The sequence below is a fragment of the Limnochorda pilosa genome (assembly GCF_001544015.1).
Classification (GTDB): Bacteria; Bacillota; Limnochordia; order Limnochordales; family Limnochordaceae; genus Limnochorda; species Limnochorda pilosa.
Genome location: NZ_AP014924.1, coordinates 3029362 through 3044950, shown reverse-complemented (window position 1 = coordinate 3044950; position 15589 = coordinate 3029362). Strand labels below are relative to the sequence as shown.

At 69.1% G+C, this 15589-nt stretch carries 13 protein-coding genes; 8 read left to right on the top strand and 5 right to left on the bottom strand.

What is annotated here, in order from left to right; translation table 11 throughout:
• Positions 1-303: 303 nt before the first annotated feature.
• The 4 genes from LIP_RS13515 (at position 304) to LIP_RS13500 (ending at position 4584) form a co-directional block, all read left to right on the top strand.
• The gene (locus tag LIP_RS13515) at positions 304-1665 is read left to right on the top strand and encodes an SLC13 family permease (protein ID WP_068139456.1); all 1362 of its coding nucleotides are present in this window, start codon (positions 304-306) and stop codon (positions 1663-1665) included.
• Positions 1666-1820: 155 nt separating this feature from the next.
• Positions 1821-2189 (top strand): hypothetical protein, encoded by a 369-nt coding sequence (locus tag LIP_RS13510; RefSeq protein ID WP_068139454.1) that lies wholly within the window; start codon positions 1821-1823, stop codon positions 2187-2189.
• A gap of 273 nt (positions 2190-2462) precedes the next feature.
• The gene (locus tag LIP_RS13505) at positions 2463-3605 is read left to right on the top strand and encodes a bifunctional phosphoglucose/phosphomannose isomerase (RefSeq protein WP_068139451.1); all 1143 of its coding nucleotides are present in this window, start codon (positions 2463-2465) and stop codon (positions 3603-3605) included.
• Positions 3586-4584: an ROK family protein gene (locus LIP_RS13500; RefSeq protein ID WP_068139446.1), complete on the top strand. Its 999-nt coding sequence runs from the start codon at positions 3586-3588 to the stop codon at positions 4582-4584. Before LIP_RS13505 ends, LIP_RS13500 begins: the two co-directional genes overlap by 20 nt.
• On the opposite strand, the gene LIP_RS19705 is transcribed toward LIP_RS13500, so the two are convergent.
• The 5 genes from LIP_RS19705 to LIP_RS13480 form a co-directional block, all read right to left on the bottom strand.
• Positions 4568-5161, bottom strand: coding sequence for a c-type cytochrome (locus LIP_RS19705; protein ID WP_068139443.1), 594 nt, complete (start codon positions 5159-5161; stop codon positions 4568-4570). The genes LIP_RS13500 and LIP_RS19705 overlap by 17 nt on opposite strands.
• 431 nt (positions 5162-5592) lie before the next feature.
• Positions 5593-5736 (bottom strand): hypothetical protein, encoded by a 144-nt coding sequence (locus LIP_RS19020; RefSeq protein ID WP_158509690.1) that lies wholly within the window; start codon positions 5734-5736, stop codon positions 5593-5595.
• Between the two features lie 170 nt (positions 5737-5906).
• Positions 5907-6839 (bottom strand): hypothetical protein, encoded by a 933-nt coding sequence (locus LIP_RS13490; protein WP_068139442.1) that lies wholly within the window; start codon positions 6837-6839, stop codon positions 5907-5909.
• Between the two features lie 115 nt (positions 6840-6954).
• Positions 6955-7893 carry a PorV/PorQ family protein gene (locus tag LIP_RS13485; protein ID WP_068139440.1) on the bottom strand — a complete coding sequence of 313 codons (939 nt, stop codon included), beginning with the start codon at positions 7891-7893 and terminating at the stop codon, positions 6955-6957.
• Positions 7894-7907: 14 nt separating this feature from the next.
• Complete coding sequence (locus LIP_RS13480) at positions 7908-9740, bottom strand: M6 family metalloprotease domain-containing protein (protein WP_068139436.1); 1833 nt, start codon at positions 9738-9740, stop codon at positions 7908-7910.
• A gap of 263 nt (positions 9741-10003) precedes the next feature.
• Between LIP_RS13480 and LIP_RS13475 the strand changes: the two genes are divergently transcribed.
• The 4 genes from LIP_RS13475 to LIP_RS13460 all read left to right on the top strand — a co-directional run bounded on the left by LIP_RS13475 (position 10004) and on the right by LIP_RS13460 (position 15535).
• A complete protein-coding gene (locus LIP_RS13475; RefSeq protein ID WP_068139434.1) occupies positions 10004-10417 on the top strand; it encodes a hypothetical protein in 414 nt (137 codons plus the stop codon).
• Between the two features lie 184 nt (positions 10418-10601).
• A complete protein-coding gene (locus LIP_RS13470; protein WP_082726338.1) occupies positions 10602-12326 on the top strand; it encodes a PucR family transcriptional regulator in 1725 nt (574 codons plus the stop codon).
• A gap of 364 nt (positions 12327-12690) precedes the next feature.
• Complete coding sequence (locus LIP_RS13465) at positions 12691-14028, top strand: aminotransferase class III-fold pyridoxal phosphate-dependent enzyme (RefSeq protein WP_068139428.1); 1338 nt, start codon at positions 12691-12693, stop codon at positions 14026-14028.
• Between the two features lie 28 nt (positions 14029-14056).
• The gene (locus LIP_RS13460) at positions 14057-15535 is read left to right on the top strand and encodes a CoA-acylating methylmalonate-semialdehyde dehydrogenase (RefSeq protein ID WP_198409553.1); all 1479 of its coding nucleotides are present in this window, start codon (positions 14057-14059) and stop codon (positions 15533-15535) included.
• Positions 15536-15589 lie beyond the last annotated feature (54 nt).

The window sequence follows — 15589 nt, the reverse complement described above, 5'->3', positions numbered from 1 at the left end:
AGCGGCGGTGTCACGCCATCGCCTCCTGGCGGATCTAGAACTTTAGTGCACTAGCATGGTAGTACACATCGTCTCGTGCGTCAAGATGTCCCTTGGGATCAAGTCGATCCCAGCACTGGCTCGTCTCCCCAGATCACCATTGTAGCGCCGGATCATGACGATTCTGTGACGATCCGCGGTTCATTCGTTGGGGACCCATCCCCGGACGCGGGCGACGCCCCCCCAGGATATTGTGACGGAAATCACGAATGAAGAAGATGGCGAAGGGCGCGTGAGGACAGGTCCGGTCGGGGAGGCGGTCGTGTGGGCGGCAGGGGGCGGTTGGTCTGGGCGTTGGTCGCCATCGTGCTGGGAGTGGCGGCCATGTGGTGGGGGCCGGTGCCGGGGGAGGCGGCTCGGCGGACCCTGGGCATCTTCACGGTGGCCACGGTCCTCTGGGTGACGGAGGCGGTGCCTCTCTTCGTCACCTCCTTCGTGATCCTGGTGCTCGAGGTGATCCTCCTGGGGCTCCCCGGTGGGCCGCTGGGGTTCGCGGGGGCGGAGTACAAGGTCTTCCTCTCTCCCTTCTTCGATCCGGTCATCGCCCTCTTCCTGGGCGGCTTCGCCCTGGGCGCCGCCCTCAACCGGCACCGGCTCGACCTCATCATCGCCAGCTTCGTCCTGCGGCGGGTGGGGAGCCGGCCGAGCCTGCTGGTGCTGGGTTTCCTGGCGGTCACCGCGCTCATCTCCATGTGGATGTCGAACACGGCCACGGCGGCCCTCATGATGGCGGTGGCGTTGCCCGTGATCCGGGCTGCGCCCGAGGGCGACCCGCTCCGCAAGGCCCTGGCGCTGGCGATCCCCTTCGGGGCGAACCTGGGCGGCATGGCCACCCCGGTGGGAACCCCGCCCAACCTCCTTGCCATCGGGGCCCTGGCCCGGGCGGGCTACTCGCTCTCCTTCCTGCGCTGGATGGCCCTGGCCCTGCCTGCCGCCCTGGTTCTCATCCTCTTCACCTGGTGGCTCCTGGTGAAGCTGTACCCGCCCCAGGCCGCCCGCGCCCGCATCACTGTGGCCCAGCCGCCCCCGGTCACCTGGCCGGCCGCGGGCGTCATGGCCATCTTCTTCGCCACGGTCTTCCTCTGGCTCACCGCCGAGTGGCACGGCGTGCCCGAGGGGATCGTGGGCATCATGCCGGTGGTGGCCCTCTTCGGCCTGGGGCTCCTGGCCGCCGACGACCTGCGCTCCCTCGGCTGGGACATCCTGCTCATCATGGGCGGCGGCCTCAGCCTGGGCGTGGCCCTGCAGCAGTCCGGCCTCTCGGCCTGGGTGGTGGAGCGGGTCTCGCTCGAGGCGCTGCCGCTCCTGGGCATGGTGCTGGCCGTGGGGCTCGTCACCGCAGCGCTCACCACCTTCATCAGCAACTCGGCGGCGGCCAGCCTCCTGGTGCCGGTGGTGGTGGGTTTCGGCGCTGAGCAGCTGCCCCTGACCGTGATCGTGGCCCTGGCCGCCTCGGCCTCCATGGCGCTCCCCATCTCCACGCCGCCCAACGCGATCGCCTACGGATCCCGGGAGCTGACCGTGATGGACATGCTTCGCCCGGGCGTGGTCATCACCGTGGTCTCCGTGGCCGTGTCGGCGCTGGCGGTGGAGTGGCTCCTGCCCTGGGTGATGGGGCACGTCTAGGGGCCGGGGGCCCGCCCAGCCCTGGCCCCTGTGGCGAAGGCCCGGGATCGGCTGCCGCAGGGCTGTCCCCTGCCCGCGGCGAAGGGTCATGGGGGAAACGGACGCAGGGTGTGGAAGCAACCCGGCCCGCAGCCGGGGAAGAAGGGGATGGGCGGGTGGCCGTCAACGAGTCCACGCGTGTCGAGCGTTGCCCGGCCTGCGGATCGGAGACCGTGCGGAACCTGGTCCACTGGGAGCGGGGCGCTCCCCTCGAGGTCTACGTGGCCTGCGCGGCGTGCGACAGCTTCATCGCCCGCTACACCGTGGAGCGTTACACGTCGTCCGAGAGCTACGAGGGCCTCCTGCGCCTCTTGGGAGGCCACGTGGTCACCAGCGAGCGGGAGCTGATGCGGGAGCTGGCCGCGATCGACGACGAGGTGCGGCGGCGCTTCGAACGCGTGCGGGAGCTGGCCCGTGAGCACGAGGACCCTCGCCGCATCGAGCAGATCCTCTACGAGGAGGCGAATGGGGAAAGGGACGGGTAGGGAGGGCGCACGGCCGCCGCGGGTCCGAGGGACCGCTTCGTGTCCACGGCCCCCGCCGCTGTCAACTGCCCGGCCGCAGGTCTTGGCCCTCGTGCTGAGAGTGTCGCCTGCCGGGGCGAGGTCTCGGGGCGCAGGCGTGGCTCACGGTCATCGGCGCCGGTCTCCTCGCGTAAGGTGCGGAGGAGTTCCCTCTTCCGGGTGGAAGGATAGCGAGCGGGGACGGGATCGGTTCCCATGGGGACCGAGCTGATCCCGCCGGGAGGGGGAAGAGGCATGGAAGCCAAAGAGGCGGCCGCCGCGGGTGCGGGCCTGCTGGATGACCTGAACGCTCTTCGTGCTTTGGATCCCGGCGACATGGCCGGGGCGATCCACGGGTTGCCCGAGCAGTGCGAGCAGGCGTGGCGCCTGGCTCGGGAGCTCACCCTGCCCGAGGGCCCCAGGCCCAGGCAGGCTGTGGTGCTGGGGATGGGCGGGTCCGCCATCGGGGCGGAGCTGGTGGCAGGCCTGCTGGAGGCGACGGCGCCCGCGCCCATTGCCGTCCACCGGGGGTACGGGGTGCCGGGGTACGTGGGGCCCGAGACGCTGGTGGTGGCGTCCAGCTACTCGGGGAACACCGAGGAGACCCTCTCGGGGTACGACGAGGCCCGGCGACGGGGATCCCGGGTGGTGGCGGTCACCACCGGCGGGGAGCTGGCCCGGCGGGCCGAGGCCGACGGGGTGCCGCTCCTCCGCATCCCGGGGGGTCTGCAGCCCCGAGCGGCCATCGGCTACTCCCTCGTTCCGCAGCTTCGCATCTTTCACCTGATGGGCCTCACCGGTGATCCGCAGCCCGCCATCGAAGAGACCGTCGCCCGCCTGCGCCGCCAGAGAGCCCGGCTGGAACCCTCGGTTCCCTCGCAGGCGAACGAGGCCAAGCAGCTCGCCCTCAGCCTGCACCAGCACCTGCCCCTGATCTATGGCAGCCAGGGCTGGAAGGGCGTGGTGGCCTACCGCTGGAAGACCCAGATCAACGAGAACGCCAAGGCGCAGGCACAGGCCAACCGCTTCCCGGAGCTGAACCACAACGAGACCGTCGGCTGGGAGGTCCCCGCTGCCATCAACGGCCTCTTCCACGCGGTGCTCCTGCGTGACGAGGCCGACCCCGCCCCGATCCAGCGGCGCTTCGACGTGACCGCGGAGATCATGCGGCCCCACGTGGCCGGCATCAGCCAGGCGTGGGCCGAGGGGGACTCGGAGCTCGCCCGCCTCTTCTCGCTCCTCTACCTGGGCGACCACGTGAGCCTCTACCTGGCCTACCTCTACCGGGTGGACCCCAGCCCCGTGAAGGCCATCGACCGCCTCAAGTCCGAGCTGGCGCGCCTGCAGGCCAGGACCGCCGGCGGGGAGGATGTGAGCCGTGGGCCAGCCGGCGCCTGACGCGTTGCCGGCCCTGGCCCTCGGCATCGACCTGGGCGGCACCAAGATCGCAGCAGGCGTGGTGGACGCCGCCGGCCGCATCCTGGGCCGGGGCCATCGCCCCACCCGGCCCCGGGAGGGCTGGGAGGCGGTCGTCGGCCGCATGATCGAGGCGGGGGAGGAGGCCCTGGCCGAGGCCAGCGCCGGCGTGGACGACCTCCTGGGCGTGGGCGTGGGCTCGCCCGGCCCGGTCAACCCCCAGACGGGCGTGGTGGTCGAGGCGGCCAACCTCTACTTCAAGGACGTTCCCGTGGTGCGGGCCCTCTACCGTCACTACCGCCGCCCCACCTACCTGGAGCACGACGCCCGGGCCGCCGCTCTGGGCGAGTACCGCTACGGGGCGGGGAGGGGCGCCGCCAACCTGGTCTTCGTGACGGTCTCCACGGGCATTGGGGCGGGGATCGTCCTGGACGGGCGGTTGGTGCAGGGTTCCCATTTCTCGGCGGGCGAGCTGGGGCACACGGTGGTGGTCCCCGAAGGGCCCCTCTGCACCTGCGGCCAGCGGGGGTGCCTGGAGGCGGTCGCCTCGGGGACAGGAATCGCCAACCTGGCCCGGGAGGCCATGGAGAGGGGCGAGGCACCGGTCCTCCGGGAGCTCGCCGGGGGGGACCCCGAGGGCGTGGACGCCCGCCTGGTGGCCGAGGCCGTCCGGCGGGGCGATCCGGGCTGCCGCGAGGTGCTCGACCAGGCCACCTTCCATCTGGGGATGGCCCTGGCGGGCGTGGTGAACCTCATCGACTGCGACCGGATCGTCATCGGCGGCGGCGTGGCCAAGATGGGCGAGCTCCTTTTCGAGCCCGTGCGCCGGACGGTGACCGCCTGCGTGGTGGCCACCGCCCGGAACGTTCAGATCATCCCGGCCGCGCTGGGGCCGGACGCCGGCATCCTGGGGGCCGCGGCGCTGGCCTTCACGCCCCCGCAGCTCACTCCAGGGTCTTGATGAAGGCGATGAGCGCGTCGATGTTCTCCTGCTGGGAGAGCTGCGCCTTGTAGGGAGCGATGGTGGCGGTCATCACGCCCTGAGGGTAGCCCTGGACGAGCTTGGCGTCGGGGTTCTCGATGGACTCCTTCAGGTACGCCTCGTCCGCGGTCACCGCCTGGCCGTTGCCGAGCTTCACCTCGTGCCCGTAGAGCCCCTTCCAGGAGGGCCCCACCAGCGGCGTCCCGTCCAATGAGTGGCAGGCGGAGCAGCCGAGCTGGGTGTAGAGCTGCTCGCCCCTGGCGGCCAGGTCGGCCTGGAGGGCCTCGCCACCCTCGGATTCACCCGAGCGGGTCTCGGCGGCACCCTGGCCGGGCGTGCCGGTCGCCTCCTGAGGCTGGGGGCCACCCTCGGCCGGCTGGGTGGACGGCCGGCCCGGCGCCGCGGGGGCGGCAGGCGCCGACGCGCCCGGTTCCCGGGCCACCTGGACGGGCTCGTTGCCCAGGGCCTGCTCGGGCCGGGTGAACTCGCTGTACAAGAGGAATGCGACGGCGGCCACGGCCACCAGTGTCACGTAGAACCACGCCTGTCGAAACACGGGCGTCTCCTCCTCGGCAAGGGTGAACGACGGACTGGGAGCGGCGTGGGCTACGCACGGAGGCACGCCATGCTCGAGCCGTTCCTGGGAGGGATTCGCAACAGGGCTGCGAATTCCTGCCGGGGCGAGAGAGGGCGCCCGGCCCGTTCTGGAACGCTGTGAAGCGGGCGTGGTACAGCCTAGTCCGGTGGAGCGATCGTCGTACCACAGATCCGGTTATCGGTACGAGTATCGCACCTCCGGACCAGGCCACCCCGGCGAGGGCACGGGCTCTCCGGGCGCCGCACCCGACCCACGGGACTGGGACTAGAACCTATAGACTAGCGCGCCCTCCACGAGCCCCAACGCCGAGACGCGCGCGTCCACCCGCTGCTCGGCAGGCCTCGGTCGTGGGCCGGCCCCTCAGGGCGGTAGGCGGGCATGCAGCCCGCCTACCGGCCGTTCCGGTTGGCCTCAGCCAGCGCGGCCGTGGCCAGCAGGTATGCCTTCAGACGGTGGGGCAGGTCGGTTTGCTGGAGCTCACGCCGGAGCCGAGACTCCCGCACGAGACGCTCCAGGTCCTGCGACCCCGCCATGGGCAGCCCTCCTTTTCCGGACGGCAGGAGCAGTCTGCCCGTCGACGGGGGTCATGATGCGTGGGGAACGGCCCGGGAAGGCCGCCTGCCGGACTGTCGCCGCAGGGCGGGGGCTACGACTGTCCGGGTAGAGCCACTGTCCGGCCAGAGCCATAGCCGCACGAGCCGGCCTACCGCGCCCCGCCCCCCGTCTCGATGCGGGCCACCACACCGGCCCGGAAGACCACGGTCCGGCGGAGCTCCCGGCGGAAGCGGGGCTTGCCGGTGAAGGGATCGTAGGCGCCGACGGTCTCGTAGTAGCGCCAGACCTGAACGGGGCCGAGCTCAGGGTCCTGCACGTCCTGCATCTCGTCGGGCCGCCCCAGGGCGGTCTCCACCATCTCGGGGGTCATGCCGAGGGCCACTCGTCCCTGGCTGACGAGGCGCAGCTCCTCCACGCTCCAGTCGGGGAAGCGTGCGGCGGCCAGGTCCTCGGAGACCAGCCCCTTCGCCACCAGGTCCGCCAGCTCGGGTGGCCAGTCGCGGTGGGCCTGGCGGAGCCGCTCGGTGCGGAGCTGGGCCCGGGGACGCCCGAAGAAGAGCTCGATGCCCAGGCTGAGGGTGGCATCCGGCGATGGCGTCCAGCCAGCGGATCCCGAGGCCATGCTCGTTCCGCCCTGGAGCACCAGGAGGACCGGTTCCCGGAGGGCTACCTCGGCGCCGTACGTCGCGCGCGCCACGAGGCGCCCCTCGGTGCCGCCGGAGGCACCGGCCCACTCGTACCCCACCCCCAGCCTGCCGAAGAGGCGAAGGGGACCCGCGGTCAGGTGGGGGCCGGTGGCCAGCACCACGCGGGTGACGCTCTCGCTCGCGTCCGCCCGCACCAGGCTCAGGCTGGTGGAAAGGAGGGGCGTGGTGAGAACGCCCCCCAGCTCCAGGGGGCTGGAGCCGAATCCGCCGATGAGGAAGACGCCGCTTCCCACGGGCGCGAGCTCGGGGAGGGGCTGGGCGGCGGCCTGACCCGGCAGGAGGGCAAGGAGGGCCAGCGCAAGCAGGAGCGGCGCCAGGCGAACGGCGGTGCGCGATCCAGCCGCCCGGGGGTGGGGCTGAACAGGCCGCTTCACACGTGGTCGCCTGGGCGTCGACCCGGCATCAGGGTGGCTCTGTTGGATAGGAGCCGCTTCAGGTCTCATGGCGTCGCCTCCTCGGGGGCGGGGGGTTCGGTCGGCTCCAGCGTGGTCAGAAGCGAACCGCCAGGGCCAGCCGGTGGGTCTCGGGCAGGACGGCGGGCAGGGTGTAGGCGTAGTCGAGCCGCAACCCGCCCAGGTGGATCCCGATGCCGGCGCTCGGATCCAGGAGGTCCTGGGCTACCTGGTACGCGGCCCCGGCCCTCAGGTCGAGGAGACGCCCCAGGCGCACCTCCAGGCCCGCCCGGGCGATGCCGCCGGACCGATCCTCGGAGCCTGGCACCTCGTACTCCCCGGTGACCACGAATTCCCTCCCCATCAGGGCGAACCCTGCCGCATAGACGGGGTCGAAGGGGTCCGCGGTCGAAGCATAGGTCATCTCGCCGAAGAGGTGGCGGCCGACCACCCCGACCCGCAAGGGCCCTGCCTGGAGAAGGAGGCCGGCGCTTCCCGTCAGGCCGGTGCCGGTCGTCTGGTAGAGCGCGTGGCGCACGTGGGTGAGGCTCACCCCGAGGGCGAGCGGCCCCAGCCGGGCCCCCACGCCAGCGGTGGCGGCGAGGCTCGTGACGTCGAAGGTGTCCGACGCGGGTGCCGGAGGATCGTCACGCACCTGGTTGTCCGGGGAAAGGAAGTAGGTGGCCCCGAGGCCGAAGGATGGGGCCGCGAGGGCGGCCGCTCCGAGGCTCGACAGCCCGTACTCCGTCGAGTAGAAGGAGGTGAAGTGAAGGCCCCGGAGCTGCGCCAGGCCCGCAGGGTTGTCACGGAGGGCGGCGGCACCGTCCACCACTGCGACGGAGGCTCCCCCCATGGCCATGGTCCGGGCGCCCAGACCGAGGTCGAGGAAGGCGGCCGTGGCAGCAAGGTCCTGGGCCAGGGCGACGCGGGTGGGCGACCCGGCGACGAGGGCGACGATGAAGAGCCTCGCCACCCATCGGCAGGCGTGGCCGAGATGCCTGCGGCCACGGACGAGAGTGCCTCGGCGGGACGTCACGCGGTCTCCTCCCTTCATCGCTCGATCACCAGCCTCTCGACGGCCGACCGGGTTCCGTCGTCAAGGATCACCACGTAGAGGTAGAGGCCGTTGGCCAGGGGCCTCCCGGCCGTGTCCGTGAGCGACCAGACGTGCTCGGTCTGGTCGGAGGCGAGAGGCGCCCGGTGGACCAGCCGCCCGGCGACGTCGAAGACGTGGAGCGTCGCCGGGTGGCCGTACAGCTCGAAGGAGAAGGTGGCACTGCTCCGGGCCGGGTTCGGCCCGTGGGTGAGCGGGATCTCGGAGACCGGAGCGCCGGGAAAGCCGACCTCGGCCTGCATGGTGGGGGCCGAGGCGCTGATGCTGGTGACCACGAAGCCGGGATCGCTGCCGTCGTAGAGCAGGGAGCCGGGCACGGTGGTTGCGCTGAACTCGGTGTTGTTGGAGCTGCCGGGGAAGGGGTCGCCGGGGTCACCCCGGTTGAAGCTCGCGTCCAGGTGATCGAGCCCGTCTGCTTCCTCCAGATCGACGAGTCGGTGGGTCTCGTCTGTGTTCGACGTCCGGCTTTCGTCGACGTGCCAGATGAGGAGACCCGACCCGGGCAGGCCGGCATCGAAGCCCTGCTTCTGGCGGTTCTCGATGAGGAAGTACTCGCCGGTGCCTCCCCCGAGCTCAGGCTCGGCGGCGTTGAAGCGGAGCTGGAGGGCCGTGGGTGAGCCGTGGGCGCTGGGGATCGAGTACGTCGCCGGGGGGCCGTTGATCTGATGGGGGGATAGCCATCCGAGCACGGCCTTGCTCCAGGCCGTCATGTGGGCGGGCGCGTCGCCGGGGCGGCTCACTTGGTTCCACGACCCGCCGCCCATAAGACCCCATTCCCCGATCCCTTCCGACCCGCCGTCCGTGTCGTAGAGATCGGGCAGGCCCAGCGCGTGGCCGAACTCGTGGGCGAAGACGCCTATGGTGCTCATGTCGGCGTACAGGCGCTCGGGCTGGATGATGTAGTCGTCTATGGTGACGCCATCGAGGGTCATGCTGCTGCCAGTCGCAGAGGTAAGGTTCCAACGGTGTGACCAGATGGTGTCGGCACCGCCGCCCGCCTCCTCGCCCCGGCCCTGGTGGACGATCATCACCACGTCCACCCGGCCGTCGCCGTCATTGTCGTACCGGGAGAAGTCGATGGCGCCGTCAGCGAGCTGGACGGCCTCCCTCACCAAGTCGCCGGGACGGTCGTCGTATCCGGAGGCATCGTTGGCCCCGTAGTAGGCGGCCTCGCGGGCCGCCGTGTACCAGTCGGGAATGCCGGCGGGTCCGCTGCTCACCGAGAAGACTCTGTAGGAGATCTCCTCGTAGTAATCCTTCATGCTGCCGGGGCCGGTGGCGATGGCCGGATGATCCCCGAAGAGGAGCTCCTCGAACTCGGCCGCGGTGTTGGTCGTGGTCGTGTCGGTGAAGTTGATGAGAATGACGGGGATGTTGGCGGTTCCGGTCGGAGGCACCGCGCGCTGGGACCAGGCGAGCCCCTGGACGCGCACACCGGGCTGTAACGATGGAGCGGGGCGCAGGTGCTTCTCGACAGGGGTGGGGGCTGCTCCGTTCACGCGAACGGAGGACGGGACCAGCTCTCCCGACGCTGAACGCCGGGCGTACGTCCACCACCCGGCCTGATCCGTGACGATGGTGTACCCGTGAGCCGTCTCCCAGCCGTGGAGCCACTCGTCGCCCCATGGGCGGGCGAGGAAGCGGGTGCCGTCCGGCTGTTCGAGCTCGGCCGGGAAGGGTGCCGCCGGTACGGCACCGGCTGCCGACGTTGAAAAAACCCATACAAGAAGAACGAGCACCCATCTCGCGTTCCGGGTGAACCGTCGCACGCGAACACCTCCGCAATCGCCGGCAGGTCGGCCCGATGGGCTGAACGAACCGCGGTATCCTTTATCGGCTTGCGCGGGCGCAGCGTTGAGGCAGGACGGCGACCCTCGACGACGGAGAGGCTCGTGCAGGGCGGCCGGCGCAGGACGTCCGTTCCCGCCGGGCCAAGAGGAACTGCGGGTCGCCACCGGGAAATGCCTCAGCAGAACGGGTGGGGGTGAGGGATGTGGCCGCACGGGTGTGGCGTCGGAGAGAGGGCCTCGTCGTGACTGTCGTGCTTGCCGTCGCGACCGTCGCCGTGGTCACGTGGGGACCGCTGGGCTCCGCTCCCGGACAGGGAGTGCCGGCGGCCCCGAACCGGGGTGCGGTGGAAGCTGAGGTCGAAGCGTTCGAGGTGCTCTGGGCCTCGGCGGAGGGGATAGAGCCCGAGCGGCCCCTCTACCGTCTGCGGTTGAGGATCCTTGAGAGCCGCCCGGCTCCAGGCTACGACCTGGACCCCCTGGCGTCCTGGGTGGGCCGGCAGGTGGACGTCTACTCCGTGGAGCCCCTGGATCTCTCCCTCTTCGGCGGCAGGGTCACCGCCGAGGTGACCCTGCGAGGCGACGAGCGCTCCCGTCGGTTCTGGCTCTTCTCGGTCCGGGTGGTGAACCCAGGGCCCCTGATGGAGGCCGGCTCCTGAGCTCCCTCAGGTAGGTCGATAGGCCAGCGGTCTGCCCGGCGCGTCCCGTGCGTCGGCTGTCGGCAGAGACGTGGGCCGAAGCGATCCAGCGACCGGTAGGCGGTGGCAGGCTACGGAGCTTGGCGCGCCGGAGGTTGACGACCCGGAGCGCGCCGTGCTAACGTAGCGGCAGCGATGGCCGGGGATGGGCCTACCTCAGCATGGCTGTCTGGTTTCTGAGGAGCTTGCCGTGGTGATCGAGGTGACGCCTGAGGCAGTCGGCCCGGGAGTGAGCAGAGTGTATGGAGTCTCGGTCCGGGATATCCTAGGGCTCCCGTCGTTGGCCACCGCAGAGGTCCTGGCTGGCGTGAGCGGGCTCGACCGCCAGGTCCGCTGGATCCATGTTTCCGAACTGTTGGACATTGGACGCCTGCTCAACGGGGGCGAGTTGCTGCTCACCACCGGCATGCAACTTCGCGATCTGTCCGCCCAACAGCAGGCTGAGTACGTTCGTTCCCTCGCACAGGCGGGCGCCGCCGGCGTGGGGATCGAGCTGGTTCAATGGCTTCCCTCGGCCCCGGAACCGGTGGTGAGCGTGAGCGACGCCATTGGGTTCCCCCTCATCGTCTTTCGCCACGAGGTCAAGTTCAGTACCATCACGGAAGAGGTCAGCCGCCTCATCTACGACCGCCGGTATGGACCCTTGAGGAAGGCAGATCGGCTGACCGAGGACCTGATGCGCCTCTTCTTGCAGGAGGGTGGGATTTCAAGCATGCTCCGGCTGGTCTCCTCCCAGCTGGGGCGTCCCGTCTACGTGGTGACGGCCGATCGCCGGATCTACCTCCCACCGGGCGAGCCAGAGAGAGGAATCCCTGACGAGCTCCTTGCGTCGAGCCCGGGCGATGATCGGATGGTGGAGACCAGAGACCGGGGGACATTCGTAGGGGTTCCGGTCTTCGTCGCGGGTCAGGTCAGGGCGACGATCTGGCTCGGTACAGAGACGGACCCCGAGCACGACAGAGTCCTGGCGCAGCGGGTCGCCTTGGTCGTTGGATGCGAGCTGCTCCGCCGCCGGCAGCGGCAAGAGTTGCTGCACGCCGTGAAGGGCGAGCTGGCTGAAGACCTGCTGGCAGGACAGGTCGACGAGCCGCTGTTGCGGGAGCGGCTACGGCTCGGTGGGGCGGCCGTGGGCGAATGGTTTGCGGTCTTCGTGGTCGAAATCACCCACGCGGGTCCTGCCAACGAGCAGGCGGTCGAAGAGGTGGCCTCCTGCCAGCGAATGCTCGTCCAAATGCTCCAGAGCTCCTTTCACGTCCCTTCCGGCACGTCTGCTCCCGCCGCGGGAGCCTGGTTGGTGGCCGCTTCGATTCGAGGCGAGCTGGTGAAGGTCATCCTGACGAGCAAGCAGCCGGACCGTCTCCTGGACGCGTTCCGAGCTGTGGTTCAATGGCTTCGATCCGAAGCGAGGAGCAAGTTCGCGGGACTCAGGATTGGAGCCGGGATCGGCCGGGCGCGCAGGAGCCTGCAGGGACTGGCGACGGCTTACGACGAGGCCCTCACCACGCTGCACTTCCAGACTCGATCCGGGTTTCCGCCGGAGAGTGCGTTCTTTGAGGAGATCAGTCTCTATAGGTTCCTCCTGAACACGCCGCGACCTGAGATCGAACGCCTGGTCGCGGACGAGTTGGGCCCCATCCTGGCCCTGCCGCCGGAGACGCGACGCACCTTGTTGCGGACCCTGGAGATTCTCCTGGAGGAGAACCTGAACGTCTCAGCCGCGGCGCGCCGCCTCTACCTGCGCCGCCAGAGCCTCTATCGACGCATGCGGCGCTTGGAGGAGCTCCTGGGTGCAGGCTTCCAGCGTCCGGACCACCGGACGGCGCTGCTCCTCGCCTTACGTGCGCAAGACGTCCTGAGGCTGATGACGTGACCCCTCGTTCGGTCATCTCCGCGTAGGTCCGTCGCCAGCTGGCGACCATCTCTCCCCAGGATGGAGCCGGACCTCTCTTCCTCGATGCTCTCGAGGCCGTCTCGACCCATCTCTTCGGAAGATCTCCGGCTCGATCTGGAGCTCCTTCCCCCATGCTCCCGTTCCGGTCCCCAGCACACCGGATGGCAATCAGGACATCTCGACGCGCGGAGCGGTCGATGACGAGTCGGGATGGACGCCCTGCTGGGATAGGGACACCGTGTCAACGAAGAAGGTGGCAGAGTGTCACGACGGCGAAGGAAGGAACAGATGGCACAAAAAAGAACGAAAAGGTACGGGAAGGCAGCGAAAGGGGAACCTTCGGATGTCACAGGTCGAAGCGCTACCCGGTCGAGAGGTAGAGATCGCCGAACTGACCCGACACCGAGTGCTCGTCTCGTGGGCCGCCCAGGCCGGTCTCAAGCACACCGTCATCGACCACGCGGAGGGCAGTTACCTCTACACACCGGATGGGCGGCGGATCCTGGACTTCTCGTCCGGTTTGATTTGCGTGAACGTCGGTCACAACCACCCGAAGGTCGTCGAGGCGATCCGGCGTCAGGCGGGAAGGGTCACGTACGTCACACCGAACTTTGCCACGGATGTCCGAGCCCAGCTGGCCGATGCCCTCAGCAGGGTCTCTCCTCGCGGGGCTCTGGTCAAGACGCTCTTTACCTCAGGCGGGGCAGAGGCGAATGAGAACGCGATCAAGATAGCCCGCCTTTACACGGGCCGCCACAAGGTGCTGGCGTCGTACCGCTCTTACCACGGAGCTACCTTAGGTGCCATGACCCTCAGCGGGGACCAGCGGCGGCTGGCGGTGGAGCCGGGAATCTCCGGGGTGGTCCACTTCTTCACCCCCTACCCGTATCGGAGCCCTTTCGGGGTGCCGCCGGAACAGGAGACAGAGGCGGCGTTGAAACACCTCGAGGACGTGCTCCTCTATGAAGGCCCGGAGAACGTCGCTGCCATCTTTCTGGAGCCGGTGATCGGATCCGGTGGGTTGATCGTCCCGCCCGACGGGTACCTGCGGGGTGTCCGGGAGGTTTGCACCCGTCACGGGATCCTCATGGTCCTTGATGAGGTGATGACCGGATTTGGCCGAACGGGCCGGTGGTTCGCTGCTGAGCACTGGGACGTCGTACCCGACATGATCACCTTCGCCAAAGGTGTCACGTCGGGTTACGTGCCCCTCGGCGGTGTGATGATGTCCCAGCCCATCGCCCGGTACTTCGACGAGCACGTCTTCTGGGGCGGGCTCACGTACTCGGGCCACCCCCTTGCCTGCGCAGCCGGTCTAGCGAACCTGGAGGTCTACGAGGAACAGGGGCTTGTCGAGCGGGCAGCGCGGATGGAGGTTGCGATGAGAGAGAAGCTGGGACGCCTCGCTGAGAGACATCCCGTGGTGGGCGACGTCCGAGGTAAGGGGATGTTCTGGGGCATCGAGCTGGTGGCGGATCGCAAGACCCGGGAGCCGTGGGTCCCGTGGAACACCAAGGGGCCTGGTCGGATGAAAGAGCTGTTAGGCCAGCTGGCGGCGCGAGACGTCTACGTCTACGGCCGGTGGAACCTGCTCTACGTCGCCCCGCCACTGACAGCGAGCGAGGCAGAACTCGACGAAGGCGTGTCCGGCATCGACTCGGCGCTGGCGGCGGTTGCTTGAGTAGGCTTCCCGAGGGAGGGGGAGAGCGATGGCGGCGATGGAGCTGCAGAGTGCGAGTGAAGCGAAGCTGAAGGTGTTCATAGGTGGAAGATGGCGAGAGTCCCGGAGTGAAGAGGTGCGCGAGATTCCCAACCCGGCCACCGGCGAGCTGTTGGGTCGGGTGCCCTACAGCACATCCGAAGAAGTGTCCGAGGCGGTGGCGGCGGCGGCCGAGGCGTTCCACGCTTGGCGGGCCACACCGGCCATTGAACGGGCGAGGGTGCTCTTTCGCTACAAGGCGCTCCTGGAAGACCATCTCGAGGAGCTGGCCCGGATCGTCACCTTGGAGAACGGTAAGACGCTTGCCGAGGCACGAGGCGAGGTGCGCAGGGGGATCGAGGTCGTCGAGTTTGCCACCGGCGCTCCCACCCTGCTTCTGGGCGAGTTCAGCGAGGACGTGACGCCGGGAATCGACAACGAGATGGTTCGGGCGCCCATCGGAGTGGTGGCTGGCCTCTGCCCGTTCAACTTCCCTGTCATGATCCCACTCTGGATGTTCCCGATCGCGCTGGCCTGCGGGAACACGTTCATCTTGAAACCCTCGGAGCGTACGCCGCTGGCTGCCGTGCGGCTGGTCGAGCTGCTGGAGCAGGCCGGGCTGCCGCCGGGAGTCTTGAACGTGGTCTTCGGCGCGCAAGAAGTGGCCGAGCAACTCATGGAGGCGCCGGCGGTGAAGGCGGTTTCGTTCGTCGGCTCGCAGCCGGTGGCGAAGTACGTCTACGAAAAGGCCTCCCGGGAGGGAAAGCGCGTCCAGGCGATGTCGGGTGCCAAGAACCACCTGATCGTCATGCCCGATGCCGACCTGGACAGGACCGTGGACGCCATCCTCGCCTCAGCTTTCGGCAACGCTGGCGAGCGGTGCCTGGCAGCGAGCGTCGTCCTCGCGGTGGGTGAGGTGGCGGATCCTCTCGTCGAGCGTCTCTCCAAGGAGGCGGCGAATCTCGTCGTAGGCGACGGTTCGAAGGCGGATGTCCAGATGGGACCCGTCATTCGGCCAGAGCACAAGCAGCGGATTCTCCAATACATCGAGAAGGGGCAGGCTGAGGGTGCCCATCTGGTGGTGGATGGTCGGAGCCACAAGCGAATCACGGGGCCCTCCACCGGCTTCTATCTCGGACCGTCCATCTTCGACCACGTGGACCCGGGCATGGTGATTGCCCGGGAGGAGATCTTCGGGCCCGTCTTGTCCGTAATACGGGTGGCGGATCTGCACGAAGCCCTACAGATTCTCAACCGGTCCCAGTACGGAAACGCTGCGAGCATCTTCACCCGTAGCGGCTCAGCCGCCCGGGAGTTCCGCTATCTGGCCGGGGCTGGGATGCTGGGGGTCAACATCGGCGTCGCTGCCCCGATGGCGTGGCTTCCCTTCTCCGGCTGGAAGGCCTCCTTCTATGGGGACCTGCACGCCACAGGCAAGGACGCGGTGCGCTTCTATACCGAGACCAAGGTCGTCATAAGCCGCTGGTGAGACCTGTACACTCCCAGGAGTCCGTCGAAGGGGTGTGATCGGGAGAGAGACATG

What these genes read in the sequence shown, in the direction of transcription:
- LIP_RS13470 (WP_082726338.1), top strand. Translation starts at nt 10,602, where the DNA reads ATGGGCCTACCTCAGCATGGCTGTCTGGTTTCTGAGGAGCTTGCCGTG.
- LIP_RS13460 (WP_198409553.1), top strand. Translation starts at nt 14,057, where the DNA reads ATGGCGGCGATGGAGCTGCAGAGTGCGAGTGAAGCGAAGCTGAAGGTG.
- LIP_RS13465 (WP_068139428.1), top strand. Translation starts at nt 12,691, where the DNA reads ATGTCACAGGTCGAAGCGCTACCCGGTCGAGAGGTAGAGATCGCCGAA.
- LIP_RS19020 (WP_158509690.1), bottom strand. Translation starts at nt 5,736, where the DNA reads ATGGCGGGGTCGCAGGACCTGGAGCGTCTCGTGCGGGAGTCTCGGCTC.
- LIP_RS13505 (WP_068139451.1), top strand. Translation starts at nt 2,463, where the DNA reads ATGGAAGCCAAAGAGGCGGCCGCCGCGGGTGCGGGCCTGCTGGATGAC.